The sequence below is a fragment of the Mesorhizobium ciceri biovar biserrulae genome (assembly GCF_001618845.1).
Taxonomy (GTDB): Bacteria; Pseudomonadota; Alphaproteobacteria; order Rhizobiales; family Rhizobiaceae; genus Mesorhizobium; species Mesorhizobium ciceri.
The window spans coordinates 5,920,944-5,939,496 of sequence record NZ_CP015064.1; the positions used below are offsets into that span (position 1 = coordinate 5,920,944).

The 18,553-nt window shown below is 64.2% G+C and carries 18 protein-coding genes; 10 read left to right on the forward strand and 8 right to left on the reverse strand.

The window, feature by feature from the left end:
* Nucleotides 1–44 precede the first annotated feature (44 nt).
* From A4R29_RS27955 to A4R29_RS27970, 4 genes are all read right to left on the reverse strand, one after another.
* Entirely contained in the window at nucleotides 45–1,076 is a 1,032-nt protein-coding gene (locus A4R29_RS27955) for a BMP family protein (protein ID WP_013528955.1), read from the reverse strand.
* A 143-nt stretch (nucleotides 1,077–1,219) separates the two neighbouring features.
* Nucleotides 1,220–2,425, reverse strand: a complete 1,206-nt coding sequence (gene pcaF, locus A4R29_RS27960) for a 3-oxoadipyl-CoA thiolase (RefSeq protein ID WP_024504734.1) — start codon at nucleotides 2,423–2,425, stop codon at nucleotides 1,220–1,222.
* 1 nt (nucleotide 2,426) lies between these two features.
* Nucleotides 2,427–3,227 carry a CoA-transferase subunit beta gene (locus A4R29_RS27965; protein ID WP_063173321.1) on the reverse strand — a complete coding sequence of 267 codons (801 nt, stop codon included), beginning with the start codon at nucleotides 3,225–3,227 and terminating at the stop codon, nucleotides 2,427–2,429.
* On the reverse strand, nucleotides 3,224–4,081 hold the full coding sequence (locus tag A4R29_RS27970) for a CoA transferase subunit A (protein ID WP_063173322.1): 858 nt from the start codon (nucleotides 4,079–4,081) through the stop codon (nucleotides 3,224–3,226). Before A4R29_RS27970 ends, A4R29_RS27965 begins: the two co-directional genes overlap by 4 nt.
* Nucleotides 4,082–4,202: 121 nt before the next feature.
* On the opposite strand from A4R29_RS27970, the gene A4R29_RS27975 reads away from it, so the two are divergent.
* Nucleotides 4,203–4,973 carry an IclR family transcriptional regulator domain-containing protein gene (locus A4R29_RS27975; RefSeq protein WP_027163027.1) on the forward strand — a complete coding sequence of 257 codons (771 nt, stop codon included), beginning with the start codon at nucleotides 4,203–4,205 and terminating at the stop codon, nucleotides 4,971–4,973.
* A 242-nt stretch (nucleotides 4,974–5,215) separates the two neighbouring features.
* Here A4R29_RS27975 and A4R29_RS27980 read toward each other — a convergent pair whose 3' ends face one another.
* The 4 genes from A4R29_RS27980 to A4R29_RS27995 are packed head-to-tail and all read right to left on the reverse strand — an operon-like array spanning nucleotide 5,216 to nucleotide 10,138.
* The gene (locus A4R29_RS27980) at nucleotides 5,216–6,517 is read right to left on the reverse strand and encodes an NAD(P)/FAD-dependent oxidoreductase (protein ID WP_027163028.1); all 1,302 of its coding nucleotides are present in this window, start codon (nucleotides 6,515–6,517) and stop codon (nucleotides 5,216–5,218) included.
* A 2-nt stretch (nucleotides 6,518–6,519) separates the two neighbouring features.
* Nucleotides 6,520–7,899, reverse strand: coding sequence for a glutamine synthetase family protein (locus A4R29_RS27985; protein WP_027163029.1), 1,380 nt, complete (start codon nucleotides 7,897–7,899; stop codon nucleotides 6,520–6,522).
* A gap of 6 nt (nucleotides 7,900–7,905) precedes the next feature.
* The gene (locus A4R29_RS27990; RefSeq protein WP_013528948.1) at nucleotides 7,906–9,189 is read right to left on the reverse strand and encodes a nucleotide disphospho-sugar-binding domain-containing protein; all 1,284 of its coding nucleotides are present in this window, start codon (nucleotides 9,187–9,189) and stop codon (nucleotides 7,906–7,908) included.
* A gap of 10 nt (nucleotides 9,190–9,199) precedes the next feature.
* A complete protein-coding gene (locus tag A4R29_RS27995; RefSeq protein WP_063169494.1) occupies nucleotides 9,200–10,138 on the reverse strand; it encodes a GntR family transcriptional regulator in 939 nt (312 codons plus the stop codon).
* A gap of 238 nt (nucleotides 10,139–10,376) precedes the next feature.
* On the opposite strand from A4R29_RS27995, the gene A4R29_RS28000 reads away from it, so the two are divergent.
* The 9 genes from A4R29_RS28000 to A4R29_RS28040 all read left to right on the forward strand — a co-directional run bounded on the left by A4R29_RS28000 (nucleotide 10,377) and on the right by A4R29_RS28040 (nucleotide 18,410).
* Nucleotides 10,377–11,441, forward strand: a complete 1,065-nt coding sequence (locus tag A4R29_RS28000) for a polyamine ABC transporter substrate-binding protein (protein WP_024504740.1) — start codon at nucleotides 10,377–10,379, stop codon at nucleotides 11,439–11,441.
* 238 nt (nucleotides 11,442–11,679) lie between these two features.
* Nucleotides 11,680–12,522 (forward strand): ABC transporter permease, encoded by an 843-nt coding sequence (locus A4R29_RS28005; RefSeq protein ID WP_027163033.1) that lies wholly within the window; start codon nucleotides 11,680–11,682, stop codon nucleotides 12,520–12,522.
* Nucleotides 12,515–13,309 (forward strand): ABC transporter permease, encoded by a 795-nt coding sequence (locus A4R29_RS28010; protein ID WP_063169496.1) that lies wholly within the window; start codon nucleotides 12,515–12,517, stop codon nucleotides 13,307–13,309. The genes A4R29_RS28005 and A4R29_RS28010 overlap by 8 nt, the downstream gene beginning before the upstream one ends.
* Entirely contained in the window at nucleotides 13,306–14,379 is a 1,074-nt protein-coding gene (locus tag A4R29_RS28015; RefSeq protein ID WP_063173323.1) for an ABC transporter ATP-binding protein, read from the forward strand. The genes A4R29_RS28010 and A4R29_RS28015 overlap by 4 nt, the downstream gene beginning before the upstream one ends.
* 13 nt (nucleotides 14,380–14,392) lie before the next feature.
* The gene (locus A4R29_RS28020; RefSeq protein WP_063173324.1) at nucleotides 14,393–15,667 is read left to right on the forward strand and encodes a glycosyltransferase; all 1,275 of its coding nucleotides are present in this window, start codon (nucleotides 14,393–14,395) and stop codon (nucleotides 15,665–15,667) included.
* The gene (locus tag A4R29_RS28025; RefSeq protein ID WP_063173325.1) at nucleotides 15,664–16,014 is read left to right on the forward strand and encodes a cupin domain-containing protein; all 351 of its coding nucleotides are present in this window, start codon (nucleotides 15,664–15,666) and stop codon (nucleotides 16,012–16,014) included. The genes A4R29_RS28020 and A4R29_RS28025 overlap by 4 nt, the downstream gene beginning before the upstream one ends.
* Before the next feature lie 17 nt (nucleotides 16,015–16,031).
* Nucleotides 16,032–16,373 carry a cupin domain-containing protein gene (locus A4R29_RS28030; RefSeq protein WP_063173822.1) on the forward strand — a complete coding sequence of 114 codons (342 nt, stop codon included), beginning with the start codon at nucleotides 16,032–16,034 and terminating at the stop codon, nucleotides 16,371–16,373.
* A gap of 23 nt (nucleotides 16,374–16,396) precedes the next feature.
* A complete protein-coding gene (locus A4R29_RS28035; protein ID WP_013528939.1) occupies nucleotides 16,397–16,741 on the forward strand; it encodes a cupin domain-containing protein in 345 nt (114 codons plus the stop codon).
* Between the two features lie 160 nt (nucleotides 16,742–16,901).
* Nucleotides 16,902–18,410: an aldehyde dehydrogenase family protein gene (locus A4R29_RS28040; RefSeq protein WP_063173823.1), complete on the forward strand. Its 1,509-nt coding sequence runs from the start codon at nucleotides 16,902–16,904 to the stop codon at nucleotides 18,408–18,410.
* Nucleotides 18,411–18,553 lie beyond the last annotated feature (143 nt).

An 18,553-nucleotide genomic window follows, 5' to 3' on the forward strand; every position in this document is an offset into this window, starting at 1 on the left:
CAGGACAGAGGGGGGCGCCTAGCGCCAGCCCCTCAAACCAGAACTCAATCCGAAACCGGCGTGTTCTCGTCCACGTCGACGCGGAAATTGCCTTCGAGGATCTCGGCTTTCTTCTTTTCGACCAGCTCCTTCACATCAGCCGGCAGCGTCTTGTCGAACTTGTGGTAAGGCGCCAGATGCGAGCCGCCCTTGGCCATGCGCGAGAAGTCACCATAATCCTGCGCGGTGAAGACGCCGGCCTTGACCAGCTTGATCGCCTGTTCGACCGTCGGATACATGTCCCAGACCGGGCCGGTGATGACCGTATCCGGGCCGAGACTCGACTGGTCGGACATGTTGGAGATGGCAAGGATCTTCTTGTCGACCGCCGCTTCGATGACACCGAAGCGCTCGGCATAGATGACGTCGACGCCGGCGTCGATCTGCGCGACCGCCGCTTCCTTGGCCTTGGGCGGATCGAAGAACGAGCCGATGAAGGCGACCTTCTTCTTGATGTTCGGGTTGACCTCCTTGGCGCCGGCGAAGAAGGCGTTGACCAGCCGGTTCACTTCCGGAATGCCCATCGCCGCGACGGCGCCGATCGTGCCCGACTTCGACATCTTGCCGGCGATCATGCCTGAGAGATAGGCGGGTTCATGGATCCAGTTGTCGAAAACGCCGAAATTCGGTTCCGCCGGCCCGGCACCCGAGCCGAACAGCCAGGCGGTCTTCGGGAACTGCTTGGCGGTGCGGCGCGATTCACGTTCGGCGGCGAAGGCATCACCCAGCACCAGCTGGTAGCCGCCTTGCGCGTATTCGCGCATGACGCGGCTGAAATCGGCGGTCTGCACCTTCTCCGACCATTTGTATTCGATGCCGAGTTCCTTCTCGGCCTTCTGCAGGGCGACATGGATCTGGTTGTCCCATGGCTCCTCGATCGGCGTGGCGAAGATCGCCGCCACCTTCAGTTTCTTGTCCTTGCCGAAGGCAGCGCCCGGCAGCATTGCCGCAGCCAGGCCAAGCGCGCCCAACTCCAGCACATTGCGTCGCGAAAGCCCTTCGCGTGCGGATTGAAATCTGTTCTTTCGGTTTTCCATTGTATTCCCCTCTGTTCGACAGCCGTGTCGAGCCGGCTGTTCTAAAAATCAGACGAGGAACTATGGAACGGGTCCGGACTTTTGTCCACGTGGTCAAATTTGACCGCACCGGATTCTCGAAGTTAGCCGGAGAGACTTGCCGATCAGACCCGTTCCAGCGCGATCGCGATGCCCTGGCCGACGCCGATGCACATGGTGGCAAGCGCATACCGGCCGCCGCGCTCGCGAAGCTCCAGCGCCGCCGTGCCGGATATGCGGGCGCCCGACATGCCCAGGGGATGGCCGAGCGCGATGGCGCCGCCATTCGGGTTGACGTGTTCGGCGTCCTCGGCAATGCCGAGCTGGCGCAGCACGGCGATGCCTTGCGAGGCAAAGGCTTCGTTGAGCTCGATGACGTCGAACTGTTTTGGCGTCAGGCCAAGCCGCGCGCAGAGTTTTTGCGTCGCCGGCACCGGGCCGATGCCCATGATGCGCGGCGCCACGCCGGCGGCAGCCCCGCCGACGATGCGGGCGATCGGCGTCAGCCCATACTTTTTTACCGCCGCCTCGGAGGCAACGATCAGCACCGCCGCGCCGTCATTGACGCCGGAGGCGTTGCCGGCCGTCACCGTGCCGCCCTGCCGGAACGGCGTCGGCAGCTTGGCCAGCGCCTCGACCGTTGAGCCCGCGCGGGGGTGTTCATCCTTGCTGACAATGAGCGCATCGCCCTTGCGCTGCAGGATGGTCACTGGGGTGATCTCCTTCGCCAATCTTCCATTGGCTTGTGCGGCGACGGCCTTGTTCTGGCTGCGCACTGCGAAGGCGTCCTGGTCGGCCCGCGACACCGAAAAATCCTCGGCGACGTTCTCGCCGGTTTCCGGCATGGAATCGACGCCATACTGCTTCTTCATCAGCGGGTTGACGAAGCGCCAGCCGATGGTGGTGTCGTAAATCTCGGCATTGCGCGAGAACGCCGTGTCGGCCTTGGGCATGACGAAGGGTGCCCGGCTCATCGATTCGACGCCGCCCGCGATCATCAGCTCCGCCTCGCCGGCCTTGATGGCTCGGGCGGCAATGGTCAGCGCATCCATGCCGGAGCCGCACAGGCGATTGACGGTCGAGCCCGGGACCTCCTTTGGCAGCCCTGCCAGCAGCAGCGCCATGCGCGCTACGTTGCGATTGTCCTCGCCGGCCTGGTTGGCGCAGCCATAGACGACATCGTCGATCGCCTGCCAGTCGATGCCGGCATTGCGCTCAACCAGTGCCCTCAGCGGAATGGCGCCTAGATCGTCCGATCGTACCGAAGACAGCGAACCGCCGAAGCGGCCGATCGGCGTGCGGATGTAGTCGCAGATATAGGCCTCGGCCATGTCATGCAGCCTTTGCTTTTCCGGTTCCCTCATGCGCCGCCTTGGTGCGGGCCTGCAGGTCGCGCAATGTCTTCAATTCGAGTTCGCTTGGCGCCGGTGTTTCGTCAAGCGCCTCCGCGAACTTTACCACCCAGCCACAGCTCTCCTGCACCTGCTGGCGGGTGACGCCCGGATGCAACGACACGACGGTGAATTCCTTGGTCACCGGATCCGGCTTCCAGATGGCGAGATCGGTGATCAGCAAGGTCGGACCTGATGTGTCGATGCCAAGCCGCTTGCGATGATCGCCACCCTCGCCATGGCCGAAGGAGGTGAAGAAGTCGATCTTCTCGACCATGCCGCGCTTGGTCTGCGCCATTGTGATGTAGATCTGCTTCGACGAGGTCGCGATCTCCGGCGCGCCGCCGCCGCCGGGCAGTCTGGTCTTGGGATGGAAATAGTTGCCGATGACGGTGGTGTTGATGTTGCCGAACTTGTCGAGCTGGGCCGCCCCCAAAAAACCGATCGAGATGCGGCCACCCTGCAGCCAGTAGCGGAACATCTCCGGCACCGCGACGGTGGTGACGGCGGTCTCGCACAATTCGCCATCGCCGATCGACAGCGGCAGCACATCGGGCGCGGTGCCGATCGTGCCGCTCTCGTAGATCAGCGTGATGTCAGGCGCATGCGTCAGCCGCGCCACATTGCAGGCCGCGGACGGTGCGCCGATGCCGACGAAGCAGACATCGTCATTCCTGAGCGCCCTGCTGGCGGCGATCGTCATCATCTCGTTGGGGGTGAAACCCAATGGATTGTCGCTCATGCCGCTTTCCTCAAATGCTCGACCCGGGCCGCGAAATCGCCGGCGCTCTTCTCCAAGACATTGGCCTGCATCCACGCCTGGAATTTGTCACGGTCGGCGGCGATCTCGTCCCATTCGAGATAGGCGGCATTGTCACGCGCATAATAGCCATGTGCGTAGGACGGGTGCGAGCCGCCTGGCACGACGGATATCGCCGCGATCGTCCAGCGCGGCAGCACGGTCAGATTGGGGTGCAGATCGTCGAAATTGTCGACCACTTCCTCCACCGTCACCACCGCTCGCTTGGCCGCCAGCACCGCTTCCTTCTGGATGCCGATGATGCCTTCGACCAGCACATTGCCTTGTCTGTCGGCCTTCTGCGCATGGATGAAGGTGACGTCAGGCCTGATCGAAGGAACAGCCGCCAGCACCTCGCCGGTGAACGGACAGGTGACAGACTTGATGTTCGGATTGACCGCCGCGAGGCCAGCACCGCGATAGCCGCGAAACACCGCGCAGGGCAGACCGGCCGCGCCCGCCTCATAGGCATTGGCCATGCCGGCATGGCTGTGCTCCTCGATCTCGATCGATCTGGGGAAACCGTTCTCGATGGCGTCGCGGGCGCGCCGCAGCAGGCCGACGCCGGGATTGCCGACATAGGAGAAGACGATTTTCTTCGCCATGCCCATACCGATCATCTGGTCGTAGATCAGGTCCGGCGTCATGCGGACCAGGGTCAGGTCGCGAAAACCCTGACGGATCGCCTCATGCGCCGCCGCCGTCGGGATCAGATGGGTGAAACCCTCGAAGGCGACCGTGTCATCATCGTTCAAATTCTCCGCAACAGCCTGTTTGAGCGGCAGGAACTTGACCATCGCATCGGCTCCGGGTTCAAAAAGTTCGTATTGCGAACATATGTTTTATATGCGATACTTTCTACGCTGGGGGAGGGCGAGGAGTCAATCCTGGCGTCGATGCCGTTCCCGCGGAGTTGAGATGGACGAAGAAGCCGCTTCCCGTGATCATGTCGGCTCGCTCGAGCGCGGCCTTGCCGTCATGGAGATCCTGGCTCGGCATCCCTCGGGCATGACGCTGACCGAAATGGCCGAGGAAGCGGGCCTGACCCGCGCCGGCGCCCGCCGCTTTCTGCTGACGCTCACCGCCACCGGCTATGCAACGCAAGCCGGCCGCGTGTTCTCGCTGTCGCCACGCTTGCTGACGATCGCCCGCACCTGGCTCGGCGGCGCCTCGCTCTGGGCCTTCGCCGCACCCATCATGCGCGCGGTCGCCGCACAGCTGAACGAGGCCTGTTCGGCGGCGATCCTGTCGGGTGCCGATGTCGTCTATGTCGCCCGTATTCCCGGCCGCCGCATCCTCAGCGTGTCGCTCGATGTCGGCACCAGGCTGCCGGCCTATTGCACCTCGATGGGACGCATCCTGCTTGCCGGTCTGACGCCTCAGGAATTGGACGCATTCCTCGGCCAGGCGACGATCGAGAGACGGACGCCGAAGACGATCACCGACAGGTGTTTGTTAGCCAACGCCATCGGCAAGGCGAAAGCGGACGGCTTTGCCATCGTCGACGAGGAACTGGAACTCGGCCTGCGCTCGATCGCCGTGCCGATCCGCGACCGCGCAGAACGCACGGTCGCGGCCATCAACGTCTCGACGCAATCGGCGCGGTTCTCCGTCGCGGAGATGGAGCGGGAGATTCTGCCGGCGCTGCTGGAGGCCAGGCAGCGGATTGAAGATTTTTTTGTGGTTTAAGAGGCCTTCTCCAACAACCTTCACCGTCGGCGGGACAGCGCCCCCCTCTGCCCTGCCGGGCATCTCCCCCTCTTGGGGGGAGATCGGACGTCACGCCGGCTTTCGCCAATCTCCAACGACGCAGGAATGGGCGAAGCCACCAATCTGCCAATCTCCCCCCTCGAGGGGGGAGATGTCCGGCAGGACTGAGGGGGGCGCGAAGGATCGCGGCGTTTTGCAATTCGCCGCCGCCCCGCCGACCCTCAATGCTTGATGCGATCCCGCATGGCATACCACAGCATGCCCAGCACATAGAGCGGACCGCGCAGCGCCGTGCCGCCGGGGAATGGCATCGGGGTCAGCGTCGAGAACAAATCGAGCCGCGAGGCGTCGCCTGTGATCGCTTCGGCCAGGAGCTTGCCCGACAGCGTCGACAGGATGACGCCCTTGCCGGAATAGCCATGCGCGAAATAGACCTCGCCATAGTGCCCGACATGCGGCAGCCTGGATGTCGTCACCGACACCAGCCCGCCCCAGGCGTGATCGATGCGGCAGCCCTGAAGTTGCGGGAAGGTGGCTTCCATATGCGGCCGCACGAAGCCGGCGATATCGGCCGGCGGTGACGGCGTGTAGCGCTCGCCGCCGCCGAACAGCAGCCGGCCGTCCGCCGACATCCGGTAATAGTTGACGACGAAGCGTGTGTCGGACACCGCGACATTGGCCGGGATGACATTGCGCTTGCCCTCCAGCGGCTCGGTGGCGACGATGTAGTTGCCGACCGGCATGATGCGGCTGTTGACGCGCGGCTCCAGCCCATCGAGCAGAGCGTCACCGGCCAGCACGACATGTTTTGCATGCACCGATCCCTTTGCCGTCGAGATCCGGATCGAAGGCTCACGCTCCAGCTTCACCGCCACCGAATTCTCATGGATGACGACGCCGGCAGCAATCGCCGCGCGGGCAAGGCCGAGCGTGTAGTTCAGCGGATGCATGTGGCCGCCGAGCGGCTCATACATCGCGCCATGATAGGGTGTGTCGACCTTGGCTCGGGCTTCCGCCGCCGACAGGATTTCGGCGTGCGGGAACTTCATCACCGTAGCCAGGCACTCGACCTCTTCCTCGAGATCCTTGAGGTCGGAACCGTTGACCGCGCCGACCAGATGGCCGGTCAGCCTGAGATCGCAATCGATGGCATGGCGCTCGATGATATCGAGCACCAGCCCGCGCGCCTCGAACGCAAGATCGAACAGCACCTTTGCCCGCTCAGGCCCATAGAGCTTGACCAGTCCCTTGGCGCCCTTGCGCAGGCCGGGGATCATCTGGCCGCCATTGCGGCCCGACGCGCCCCAGCCGATCTTGCCGCCTTCGAGCAGCACCACCTTCAGCCCGCGCTCGGCGGCGTGAAGGGCGGCCGACAGGCCGGTGCAGCCGCCGCCGACGACAACCAGGTCGGTGTCGACGTCGCCGACCAGCGCCGGATGGTCCGGCGCCGGATTGGCGGTGGCGACATAATAGGATTTTGCGATATCGAGGCCCGAATTGAAGCCCGTTGAACTGGAAGCCATGATCACACCTTCAGCAGAAGGTGGTCGCGTTCCCAGCTCGTCACCACGCCCTGGAACAGGTCGAGCTCGACGCTCTTTACGCGCAGATAAGTCTGGAAGAAATCCTCGCCGAGCAGTTCCCGCACCGGGCCGCAAGCCTCGAAACGATCGAGCGCCTCCTCCATCGTCTTCGGCAGCGTGCTCTTGATCTTGTAGGCATTGCCCGACGCCTCGGGCGAGCGCGCCAGTTTCTGCTCGACGCCGAGATAGCCGGCAAGCAGCGAGCCGGCGATCGCCAGGTAAGGATTGGAATCCGCACCCGGAAGCCGGTTCTCCACCCGCCGCGCCGCGCGGCCGCCGGCCGGCACGCGCAGGCCGCAGGAGCGGTTGTCGTGCGACCATTCGATGTTGGCCGGCGCGCTGTGGTTCGGCCTGATGCGGCGGAACGAGTTCACGTTGGGCGCGAACAGCGGCATGATTTCGGGGACATATTTCTGCAGACCGCCGATGAAGTGGCCGAACATTGCGGTGTCGGCATCGTCGCTGCCGGCAAACAAAGTCCTGCCGGCCTCGTCGATGACCGACATGTGCAGATGCATCGAGCTGCCGGCCTGTGCGGCGATCGGCTTGGCCATGAAGGTGGCGTGCATGCCGCTTTGCTGCGCGGCCTGGCGCGTCAGCCGCTTGAACAGCAGCACCTTGTCGGCCAGCGGCAGCGCATCGCCATGCAGGAAGTTGATCTCCAACTGCGCGGTTCCCGACTCATGGATCAGCGTGTCGAGCGGCAGGCCGGCCGCCGCCGCATAATCGTAAATGCGGCGGATCACCGGCTCGAACTCCTCGAGCCCGGCCATATCGTAGGGATGCTGCACGGTCTCGGCGCGGCCATTGGCGCCGACCGGGGCGGTCAGCGGCCGGTCCGGATCCGGATTGGGCGCGGTGAGATAGAATTCCACCTCGGGCGCCACCACCGCCCGCCAGCCGCGCTTGGCGTAGAGATCGAGCACGGCGCGCAGCACATGGCGCGGCGAGGCCATCCAGGGCCGGTCGTCCATATGGAAGGCATCGGCAAAGACATAGGCCTTGCCGGGAGCGGCACCGGGCGCCAGGCAGAGCGTCGATACATCAGGCACCATGCGCATGTCCGGATCCGAATAGGCAAAACCCTCGTCGATCGAGCCGGAATAGCGGCCGTCGATGCTGACCAGGAAAGCGCTGCTCGGCAGGTAGAGCGCGCGGTCTTCAAGCGCCTGGAGGAATTTGGCCGTCGGCAAGGCCTTGCCGCGCAGGACGCCGTTCATGTCGGGCACCAGGCACTCGACTTCGTTGATGCCGTGCCGGGCCAGCCAGGCCTTGGCATCGTTGCCGCTGGAGAGCGAGATGTTCGTGTTGTTGTCAGGCATTTTCGTTCAAATCCGTATCAGAGAGAGTATGGCTTGCGCGGCCGCATCCGTTCCGGGTTTCAGCGCCATTTGGGCTGCATTGTCCTTGAGGCGGGCGCGCATGGCATCGTCGGCCAGCAGGCCGAGAATGGCTTTCTCCAACACTCCTTCGGTCCAGCCGTCACGGCCGATATGGTCGCCGGTGCCGGTCTCTTCGGCGCGTTGCGCGTTGTCGTGTCCATCCCAGCAATAGGGCATGATCAGCGACGGCACGCCGAAGCGCAGCGCTTCGCAAAAACTGTTGTTGCCGCCGTGATGGATGAACAGATCCGACTTCGCCACCACCGAGGGCTGCGGAAACCAGGCGTCGAGATAGACATTGTCCGGCACCGCGCGGTAAGCGTCGCGCAGGCCGCCGGCATTGACGATGAAGCGCGCCGGCAGCCTGTCGAACACCACCAGCATGCGCTCGATCAGGCCGACATCCATGGCACCCAGGCTGCCGAAGCTGACATAGACCAGCGGCCCGCCATTGCGCGGGAACACCGGCACCTCGAACGGCCCTTCAGAACGCACGCAGCCCTCGAGATAGACGAAGCGCGCGGGGTCGAGCGGCTCGGCACGCTCGCGGCGCACGATCGTCGGCGTCAGCAGCAGGTTGAGATCGGGCGACGTCTCGAGGAACTGACCCTTCGGCAGCGGCCCCAGTCCGGCATCCGCCCGGAAGCGGTTGAAGCGGTCATGCGCCGGCGCGCAAGCCGCCAGATACCTGGCCTCGAACGCCGCGCGTTGCGGGTCGTCCACGCCAAGCCCCGACAGATAGGGCGGCACATTGGCGTCCGGCAGCTCGGTCTCGGCGCAGGAGACGACGCGCACCCACGGACAGCCGGCGGCGGCGATCGCCGGGAACATGATGACATTGTCGAGCACCACGGCATCCGGCTTGAGCCGTGCCAGCAATTGGCGCAGCGGCGCCTCGGCATTGACCGCGGTGTCGACGATGGCCTGCCAGGTCGGAGCGACATAGGTCTCAAGCTGGTCGATCGGGCTCAGCCTGAAATGCGGCAGGTGCCGGCGCACGAAAGCCTGCCAGTAGCTCTGGCGTTGGCTCTCGCTCAGCGGCTCGTCGGTTGGCAGCTGGTATTCCTGGAAACCATAGTCGGCAAAGACGCCGGAGAAACCGGCATGGCAGATGAAGACGGGCCGGGCGCCTTTCGCACGCAGAGCCTGCGCGATGCCGACGCAATTCAACGCCGCGCCGAAGCTTGCTTCGGGAAACAGCGCGATGGTCGGGCTGGCTTTACGCGTCAATTAATCCTCGTCATTCCGGCCGGCTGATCGTGCCGAACAGCGCGGGAGCCCCGCGGCTGGCCGCTTGCGGTCGCTGGTTGCGGGACAGCCGCAGATGAATGCGAAGCAGATCGGCAGCCACCTCATACTGCAGGCTTTCAAGATGGTCGAGTATGACAAGGTGTTCGCGCAGCGATTGCCGCAATCGGAAGACGTTGACGCCGGCATAGATGCCCGGCAGCCGGCGCAGCCTGAGGTGATCGGCGAGCGCGTCGGCGATGAAGCGGTTGGCGCTGCCCTCGGCGAGCATGCCGTGAAAATCGATGTCCAGCCGCTGGAACTCGCGTGTGTCGAAGGCGGCGTCCGGCAGCGTCACCAGCGCTTCCATAGCCTGGCGCAACGTCGCCGCCCGCGCGCCGTCCAGCCTGAAGCCGGGCGTCAGGATGGCCGCGGGCTCGAGCAGCAAGCGGAACTCGTAGCTGTCGCCTTGCGCTTCCGGATCGTCGGGCGTGCGCCGAAACAGCCAGGACTGGCCAGGCGCACGATCCAGCAGATTCTCTTCGGTCAGTTTGTTCAACGCTTTTAATACCGTCTTGCGCTCGGCACTGTAGCGCCGCATCAATCCCGCGACGGTCACCGTCTGGTCCAGTCGCCGCGCCGAGCGGTCGCGCAGGATCGCCTCGGCCAACTCGTCCTCCTCGGCAGCGGGCAATTCCGTGGCGACCGAAGCCTGCGCGGTGAGGTCGATGGCCAGATGATAACCGGACTCCGCCTCCCAGCGCACGACGCCCCGTTCCGCGAGCAGGCCGAGTGCCGCCCGCACCGGCGTGCGCGAGACATTGCACAGCGACGCGATCTGCTGCTCGGGCAAGCGTGCACCGGGCTCGAAGCCGCGCTGGCGCGCCACATCCAGGATGCGCTGCGCCAGATCAAGATGGTTGGTGCGGGGTCGTCTGGCTGCGGCTTGCATGGCTGGTCCAGCGGAAAACGGATGACCGCATTGATTTGACCGATCGCCCGAACGGACGCAATCGGCCAGTTTCCTCGGTCGTTTGGCAAATTATGGATTGACGTACTTTTTTCTGCAATAGTACTGTCAACACAATCGGCGAGAAAAAGACCGAGGGAACAGGATCGAGGCAGCGGCAAGGGTCGCAAGCGTTGGTCCGGCGAATGAAATTCGACGATCAACCGAATGGGAGTCTGTCATGACCGCTACCAGCCTGCGGCGCCGTGCGCTGAAAACATCTTCGATCGCACTTGGCCTGGCCTTGGCGCTGTCCGCGCCGGCGACGGCTGCCGACCTCGTCATTTCGAACTGGGACGGCTACATGGCACCCGACGCCATGGCCACCTTCAAGACCGCAACCGGCGTTTCGGGCGAAGTGGTGGTGCATGCCACCAATGAAGAGATCATGGGCAAGCTGATCGCCGCCGGCGGCAAGGGCTATGACGTGGTCTTTGTCTCCTCACCCTTCGCCGAGGTGCTGAACAAGCTCGGCCTGACCGAGCCGATCGACCACGCCAAGATCCCCAACCTCGCCAACCTCTATCCGGAAGCAGCCAAGCTGCCGCACGATGTCGGCAATGCCTTCTCGGTGCCCTACACCTGGGGCACCACCGGCCTCTGCTATCGCTCGGATCTGATGAAGGTCGCGCCGGCCAGCTGGAGCGACCTGCTCGCGCCCTCCGACGAATTGAAGGGCAAGACCACCATGCTGGCGACCGACCGCTGGCTGCTGGCCGCCGGCCAGCTCGACAAGGGCTATTCGGTCAACGAAACCGACCCGGCCAAGATGGCCGAGGTCAAGGACCTCTTGATCTCGGCCAAGAAGACCCTGCTCGCCTATGACGACACCACCTTCTATTCCAAGCTGGTGTCCGGCGAGGCACTGATGGTGCAGGCCTGGGACGGCTGGTGCAATTACGGCATCGCCGAAAAGCCGGAGATCAAATACGTCATTCCCAAGGAAGGTTCGGACCTCTGGGTCGACACGATGGTGGTGATGAAGGCCTCCGCCAACAAGGACGCCGCCTTCCAGTTCATCAACTTCATGCTCGACGCCAAGAACCACGCCTGGGCGGCGCAGAACATCGACTACAAGGTGCCGAACAAGCCGGCCATGGAAAGCCTGCCGGCCGATTTTCTGGCAAAATTCCCCAACATGGCGATGCCGGTGGCCGATCTCGTCAAGTTCGAGCAGTTGCGTGACGTCGGCGACGCCCAGCGCGACTATTCGAAGATCGTCAGCGAGATCAAGGCGGCGCAGTAGGCGGAAGCTCCAACAGCATCCTGGAAGCAAGCTTGCGTTCCGTGTCGCCCCCCTCTGGCCTGCCGGCCATCTCCCCCTCAAGGGGGGAGATTGGCTGTGGCATCGCTTTCGCCAATCTTCGACTTTTGAGGGCAGGCGAGACATTGGAGCTGCTGATCTCCCCCCTTGAGGGGGAGATGCCCGGCAGGGCAGAGGGGGGTACTTCGTGAAGCACCAACCCTCCCGCTCGTCCCTCCTGATGGCCCCGGCGCTGGCCTGGCTCGCGGCCTTGATGGTGGTGCCGTGCGCGCTGGTACTGGCGCTCGCCTTCTTCCGGCGTGGCATCTATGGCGGCATCGAATACACCTTCACGCTGGAGAATTTCGGCCTGGTCTTCGACCCGCTCTATGCCGGCATCTTCCTCAATTCGGCGCGCATCGCCGGCACCGCGACCCTGATCGCTGTGGTGATCGGCTATGCCGCCGCCTACGCGATATCGGCGGCACCGCGCCGGTGGCAGCCAGTGTTCCTGTTCTTCGCCGTGCTGCCGTTCTGGTCCAACTATCTGATCCGCACCTATGCCTGGATCGTGCTGCTCAACCGCGAAGGCCTGATTACCCAGCTGCTGCGCTGGTTCGGCTACACCGGCGAGCCGCCATCGATGCTCTACACCGAAGGCGCCGTCATCGCCGGCCTGGTCTATAACTACCTGCCCTTCGTCATCCTCGCCTGCTACGCGCCGCTGTCGCGGCTCAACCCGGAACTCGCCGAGGCCTCGCGTGATCTCGGCGCTTCGGCAGCCACCACGTTCCGTCGTGTCATCCTGCCGCTGACCGTACCGGGCATCGCCGCCGGCGCGGTCTTCGTCTTCGTGCTGTCGATCGGTAATTTCGTCACGCCCGCGCTGCTCGGCGGCGGCCGCTTCCAGATGATCGGCAACCTCGTCTACGACCAGTTCCTGACCGCCAACGACTGGCCTTTCGGGGCGGCACTGGCGATGGCGCTGATTGCCATCATGCTTCTGGTACTGATGGCGCAAGCGCTGGCCGCCAATCGCGCCTCGGGTCACGTCACGCAAGCCGGCGGAGACACCGATGGCTGAGCGCTCCCCTGCCACGCGGCGCACGCTCTGGCTCGTGCTTAGCCTGGTCTTCGCTTTCCTCTACATCCCGATCGCCGTGCTGGTGGCGCTGTCCTTCAACGAAGGCGGGTTGCCGACGGCATGGTCGGGATTCTCCCTGAAATGGTATGTCTCGCTGGCCTCGAACAGCGCCATCCTCTCCGCGGCCCTCAACACGCTGATCGTGGCGCTGGTCTCGACCGCGATCGCCACTCTGCTCGGCACGCTGCTGGCGATCGGCATCGAGATGCGCCGGCAATACGGCAAGGCCCTCGAAGCGCTGATTTTCGCACCGATGATCATTCCCGACATCGTGCTGGCGATCGCGCTGCTCTCGTTCTTCTCCATGCTCAACCTGACAATGGGCCTGCACACCATCATCCTCGCCCATGTCGTCTTCAACCTCGCCTTCGTCTGCTCGGTGGTGCGCGCGCGGCTGAAGAGTTTCGATTGGTCGATCGTCGAGGCCTCCGCCGATCTCGGCGCCTCCGCGCTCACCACCTTCCGGCGGGTGACATTGCCGGTCATCGCGCCGGCGGTGATCGCAGGGGCGCTGCTCGCCTTCACGCTCTCGGTCGACGAGTTCATCATCGCCTTCTTCACCGCTGGCGCCGGCCGCGCCTCGACGACGCTGCCGATGCAGATCTACGCCATGATCCGCTTCGGCATCACGCCGGAGATCAACGCGCTGGCGACCATCGTCATGGCGGTCTCGATCACCGCGCTGACCCTGTCGCAGCGGCTCAACCGTGGGATCATCGGCCAATGAGCGAACCCCGCACGCTGCTGGCCATCGATCATGTGTCGAAGAATTTCGGCACGGTGACGGCCGTCGACGGCATCTCGCTCGACATCCGCGAGAACGAGTTCTTCGCTTTGCTCGGCCCGTCCGGCTGCGGCAAGACCACGCTCTTGCGCATGCTGGCCGGTTTCGAGACGCCCAATGACGGGCGCATCCTGCTCGACGGACGTGACATCGCCAAAACCCCGCCCAACAAGCGGCCGGTCAATCTGATGTTCCAATCCTATGCGCTGTTTCCGCATATGAGCGTTCGCGCCAATGTCTCCTACGGCCTGGAGATGGAACGTTTGCCAACAGCTGAAATCCGCTCCCGCGTCGATGCCATCCTGGCGACGACCGAGCTCGTCCCCTTCGCCGACCGCAAGCCGGAGCAATTGTCGGGCGGCCAGAAGCAGCGCGTCGCGCTCGCCCGCGCGCTGGTCAAGCGGCCCCGGCTGCTGCTGCTCGACGAGCCGCTCGGCGCACTCGACAAGAAGCTGCGCGGCGCCATGCAGCTGGAATTGAAGCGCCTGCAGCACGAGGTCGGCATCACCTTCGTCATCGTCACCCATGACCAGGAGGAATCGCTCGTCATGGCCGACCGCATGGCGGTGCTGAAAGACGGCAGATTGCTGCAATGCGACACGCCGCACGCGATCTACGAACACCCCGCCGATCGCTTCGTCGCCGACTTCATCGGCGTGATGAATTTCGTGCCGGGCCAAGCCGCCGTCGATGGCGTTGTGGCCACGAATGGCGCACGCATATCAGGCAAGGTTCCGGCAACGCTCTCGCCCGGCGCATCCGCTGTCGCTTCGGTGCGCCCTGAGCGCATCCGGCTATTCCCATCGGCGGAAACCGCCAACCGCATCACCGGCACGGTCGAGGCGCTGGCCTATCAGGGGCTTGACCTGCAGCTGCATGTCCGCACGCCCCTGTCGCCAAAACCGTTCCTGGTGCGCGTCACCGCAGATGCCGCCGACCGCCGGCCGGTCTCGTCGGGCGACCAGGTCGAACTCGGCTGGGATGCCGCCGATGTCAGAATTTTCGCAGAATGACAGGAGAAGCCTGATGGCGCAGAAGACGATCGCGTTTTTTCCAGAAGCCGCCTACGGCCCGGCGCTCAATTCCGTCGGCATCGCCCAGGCAGTCGAAGCGCGCGGCCACAAGGCGGTGTTCCTGTCCGACCCAGGCTTCGTCGATGTCTACAAGGGCTACGGCTTCGAGGCGCATCCGGTGAACCTGTCGGAGCCGATGCCGCCCGAGCAGATGGCGAAATTCTGGGAGGATTTCATCAACGGCCATATCCCGAACTTCCGCAAATCGCCCTACGACCAGGTCGACAACTACGTCAAGGATTGCTGGACGGCGATCGTCGACAGCGCCAAATGGGCGCAGAAAGATCTGCCGCGCGTTCTCTCAGTCATCAAGCCGGATGTGATCTGCGTCGACAACGTCATCCTGTTCCCGGCCATCAAGCAGTACGGCAAGCCGTGGGTGCGCGTCATCTCCTGCTCGGAAAACGAGATCGAGGACGAGGACATCCCGCCCCATCTCTCCGGCTGCGGCGAGAACGACCATGCCGGCCACCAGCGCTACCGCGACCACTTCAATGCGGTGATCAAGCCGATCCATGACGACTTCAACGGCTTTCTCACCGCCAACCACGAGGCGCCCTATCCGGTCGGCCAGTTCTTCGAAGCCTCGCCCTATTTGAACCTGCTGCTCTACCCCGAGGCGGCAAAATTCAAGCGCCGCCATCCGCTCGACCCGGCAAAATTCCAGTATCTCGAAGGCTGCGTGCGGCACGAAAAGCCGTACACGGTGCCGACCTTCTCCAGGAACAATGACGGGCCGCTGCTCTACGTCTCCTTCGGCAGCCTGGGCGCCGGCGATGTCGAGCTGCTGAAGCGCATCATCGCGACATTGGGCAAGACGCGCTACAGGGCTCTGGTCAATGTCGGCGGCTACAAGGACCAGTACACGGACGTGCCCGGCAACGTCATTGTCGACAGCTGGTTTCCGCAGCCCTCGGTCATCCCGCAGGTCGATGCCGTCATCCACCATGGCGGCAACAACTCGTTCACCGAGTGCCTCTATTTCGGCAAACCGGCCATCATCATGCCCTATGTCTGGGACGGCCACGACAACGCCACCCGCGTCGAGGAAACCGGCCACGGCTTCGGCATGCCGCGCTACGACTGGACCGATGCCGAGCTGGTTGCCAGGATCGAGACCTGCCTGACCGACCCGGCGATGAAAGCCAAGCTGGCGAAGACATCGGCGCAGATGCACGCGCAGAATGGGCCGGAGAAAGCGGCCGGGTTGCTGGAGACGCTGCTGTGACCTCCTCCGCCCCACACCTCCACCAAGCCTCCACCCGAACCGACCTCATCGACTGGGGCGCCCAACCCGACGCATTGGAAGGAGCATCGCACTCGACCGGCAGGCTCGTGCACAAAGGCCCGAACAACCAGCCGGAATCCGGCATCTGGGTCTGCACGCCAGGCCGCTGGCGCCTCAGTATCCCGCGCGACGAATTGTGCCATTTCGTCGCCGGCCGCGCGACCTACCGGTCGGATTTCGGTGAGATGATAGAAGTCTCCACCGGCACCGTGGTCATGTTCCCTGCCGGCTGGAGAGGCGAATGCACCGTGCATGAGACGATGCGCAACGTCTACATGCTGGCGTGACCACGGAGCTTGATGACATGTCGACACCGCACTGGCCGAAGGCTTCGGCCGTGGAATTGGAAGACTGGGGCGCGGGCAGCAACACGCTCGCCGGTTCGCCGCGCGCTTCGGGCAAGGTCCTGGCGCAGAACCCGGACGGATCGAGCGAATGCGGCCTGTGGGCGTGCACGCCGGGCACGCGCAAGGTCACCTTTGGCGCCGACGAATTCTGCCACTTCCTGTCGGGACGCGGCAGCTATGTCCATGACGACGGCGAGGAGATCGCGGTCGAGGCCGGCACGCTGGTATTCTTCCCCGCCGGCTGGACCGGCATATCCATCATCACGCAAACGCTGACCAAGGCCTTCATGTGCCGCTGAGCACCCATTTCCAAGGAATCGATATGACAACCCCCATCATGAAATCCCCGCTTACCATTACCGACCTCGTCGACTGGGGCGTCATCCCGACCATGATCGAGGGCCAATCCCATACCTCGGGCAAGCTGCTGTACAAGGGGCCGGAAGGCCGCTCCGAATGCGGGCTTTGGGTCTGCACTCCGGGCAAATGGCACTGCCATGTCACCCGCGACGAGTTCTGCCATTTCCTCGAAGGGCGCTGCACCTATGTGCATGAATCCGGCGAGGTCATCGAGATCGAGCCGGATACGGCAGCGTTCTTCCCGCAGGACTGGAAGGGCGTCTGCACCGTCCATGAGACAATCAAGAAGGTCTACATGATCCGCTGAGCCTTCTCGATAATTCTGCCCTGCCGGACACCTGACGCGGCTTTCTGCGCTTCCGGTGCTCACGGACTAAATGTCCGCTGCGCTCCGGTTCTCGAAAGCCACGCCATCTGCCTCGGCAGGACGAATTCTCAAAAAGGCTCCATAAATGGAGAAGGACAAAATGGATTTCTCTCCTGACCGGCCAACCTTCTTCGTCAATCCGGACTACCCGTCGATGGCCGGCGCGGCAAAACCGGTGATCGATCCGGCGACGCTGGAAACCGTCGGCGCCATTGCCGCCGCCAGCGACGGCGAGATCGACGCTGTGCTCACGGCGGCAACCAGGGCGCAGGCCGCCTGGAAGAAGCTCGACGCCAAGAGCCGGGCCAAGCAACTGCATGCCGTCGCCAACGCCATCGAGGCGGCGGACTTCACGCGTTGCGCCGAGCTGATGGTGCGCGAGATGGGCAAACCCTACCCCGAAGCGATCGGCGAGATCGCCAATTGCGCGCCGATCTTCCGCTACTATGCCGAGATGGCGCGCGACGATGCCGGCAAGATCGCCGGCACGACGCAGGCCGGTTCGTTCCAGTATGCGCGCTACGAACCTTACGGCGTCTCCGTACACATCATGCCCTACAATTTCCCGATCCTGCTGATGTGCTGGACGGTCGCCGCATCGCTCGCCGCCGGCAATGCCTGCATCATCAAGCCGGCCGAGGCGACGACGCTGTCGACGCTGGACTACATGACCGTGTTCCGCTCGCTGCCAGAGGGGCTGGTCTCCTGCCTGCCCGGCGGAGCGGCCACAGCGCAGGCGCTGATCGCCTCCGACCGCACCCATGCGGTTGCCTTCACCGGCTCGGTCGCCGCCGGCAAGGCGGTGGCGGTGGCCTGCGCCGAACGCATGAAGCCGTGCGTCATCGAGGCCGGCGGCAGCGACCCGCTGATCATCAGCGAGCATGCCCCGCTCGAGATCGCGGCGGCCGGCAGCGTCACCGCCGCCTTCCACCTCACCGGCCAGGTCTGCACTTCGGCCGAGCGCTTCTTCGTCGTCGATTCCGTGCACGACCGCTTCGTCGCGCTGTTCGCCGAAAGGACGCGGGCGCTGCGCATCGGCAACGGCATGGACAAGACCGAGATCGGCCCGCTGGTCAGCGAAAGCGCGCGGACCAAAGTGATGCGCCTTGTGGATGACGCCATTGCCCATGGCGCCAAGGCGGTGACCGGCGGGCGCATCCCGCCGGCGCACAACATCGGCTGGTTCTACGAACCGACCATCCTGACCGGCGTCACCCCTGATATGGCGATCGTGCGCGAAGAGTGTTTTGGACCCGTCGCCGCCATCTGCCGGGTCAGGGATTTCGACGAGGCGATCCGGCTTGCCAATGACAGCCCGTTCGGGCTCGGCGCCTCTGTCTTCACCACCGATCTGGCCGAAGCCCACGAGGCGGCTGAACGGCTCGAAGCTGGAATGGTCTGGGTCAACAACCCGCTGATCGACAATGATGCCCTGCCGTTCGGCGGCTGGAAGGCCTCGGGCCTCGGCCGCGAGCTCGGACGCCAGGGCCTCGACGCCTTCCGCCACTCCAAGATGGTGATCATCGACCACAAGCCTGCGATCCAGGACTGGTGGTACCCCTACCCCGACAGCTGGTTTCGCGAAACCGGCGGCCGCAAGCACGTCTGAGTGTTTCGAGCCTGGCTATCCCTGGACGCCAGCTCGGTGGCTATCCCTGGATAGCCAGCCCGACCATGAGCGGGAAAAGGCAATGCCGCCGAGTGCAACCCGGCGGCATCTTCTTTGACTGACCACTACCGTTTCGGCAGCGG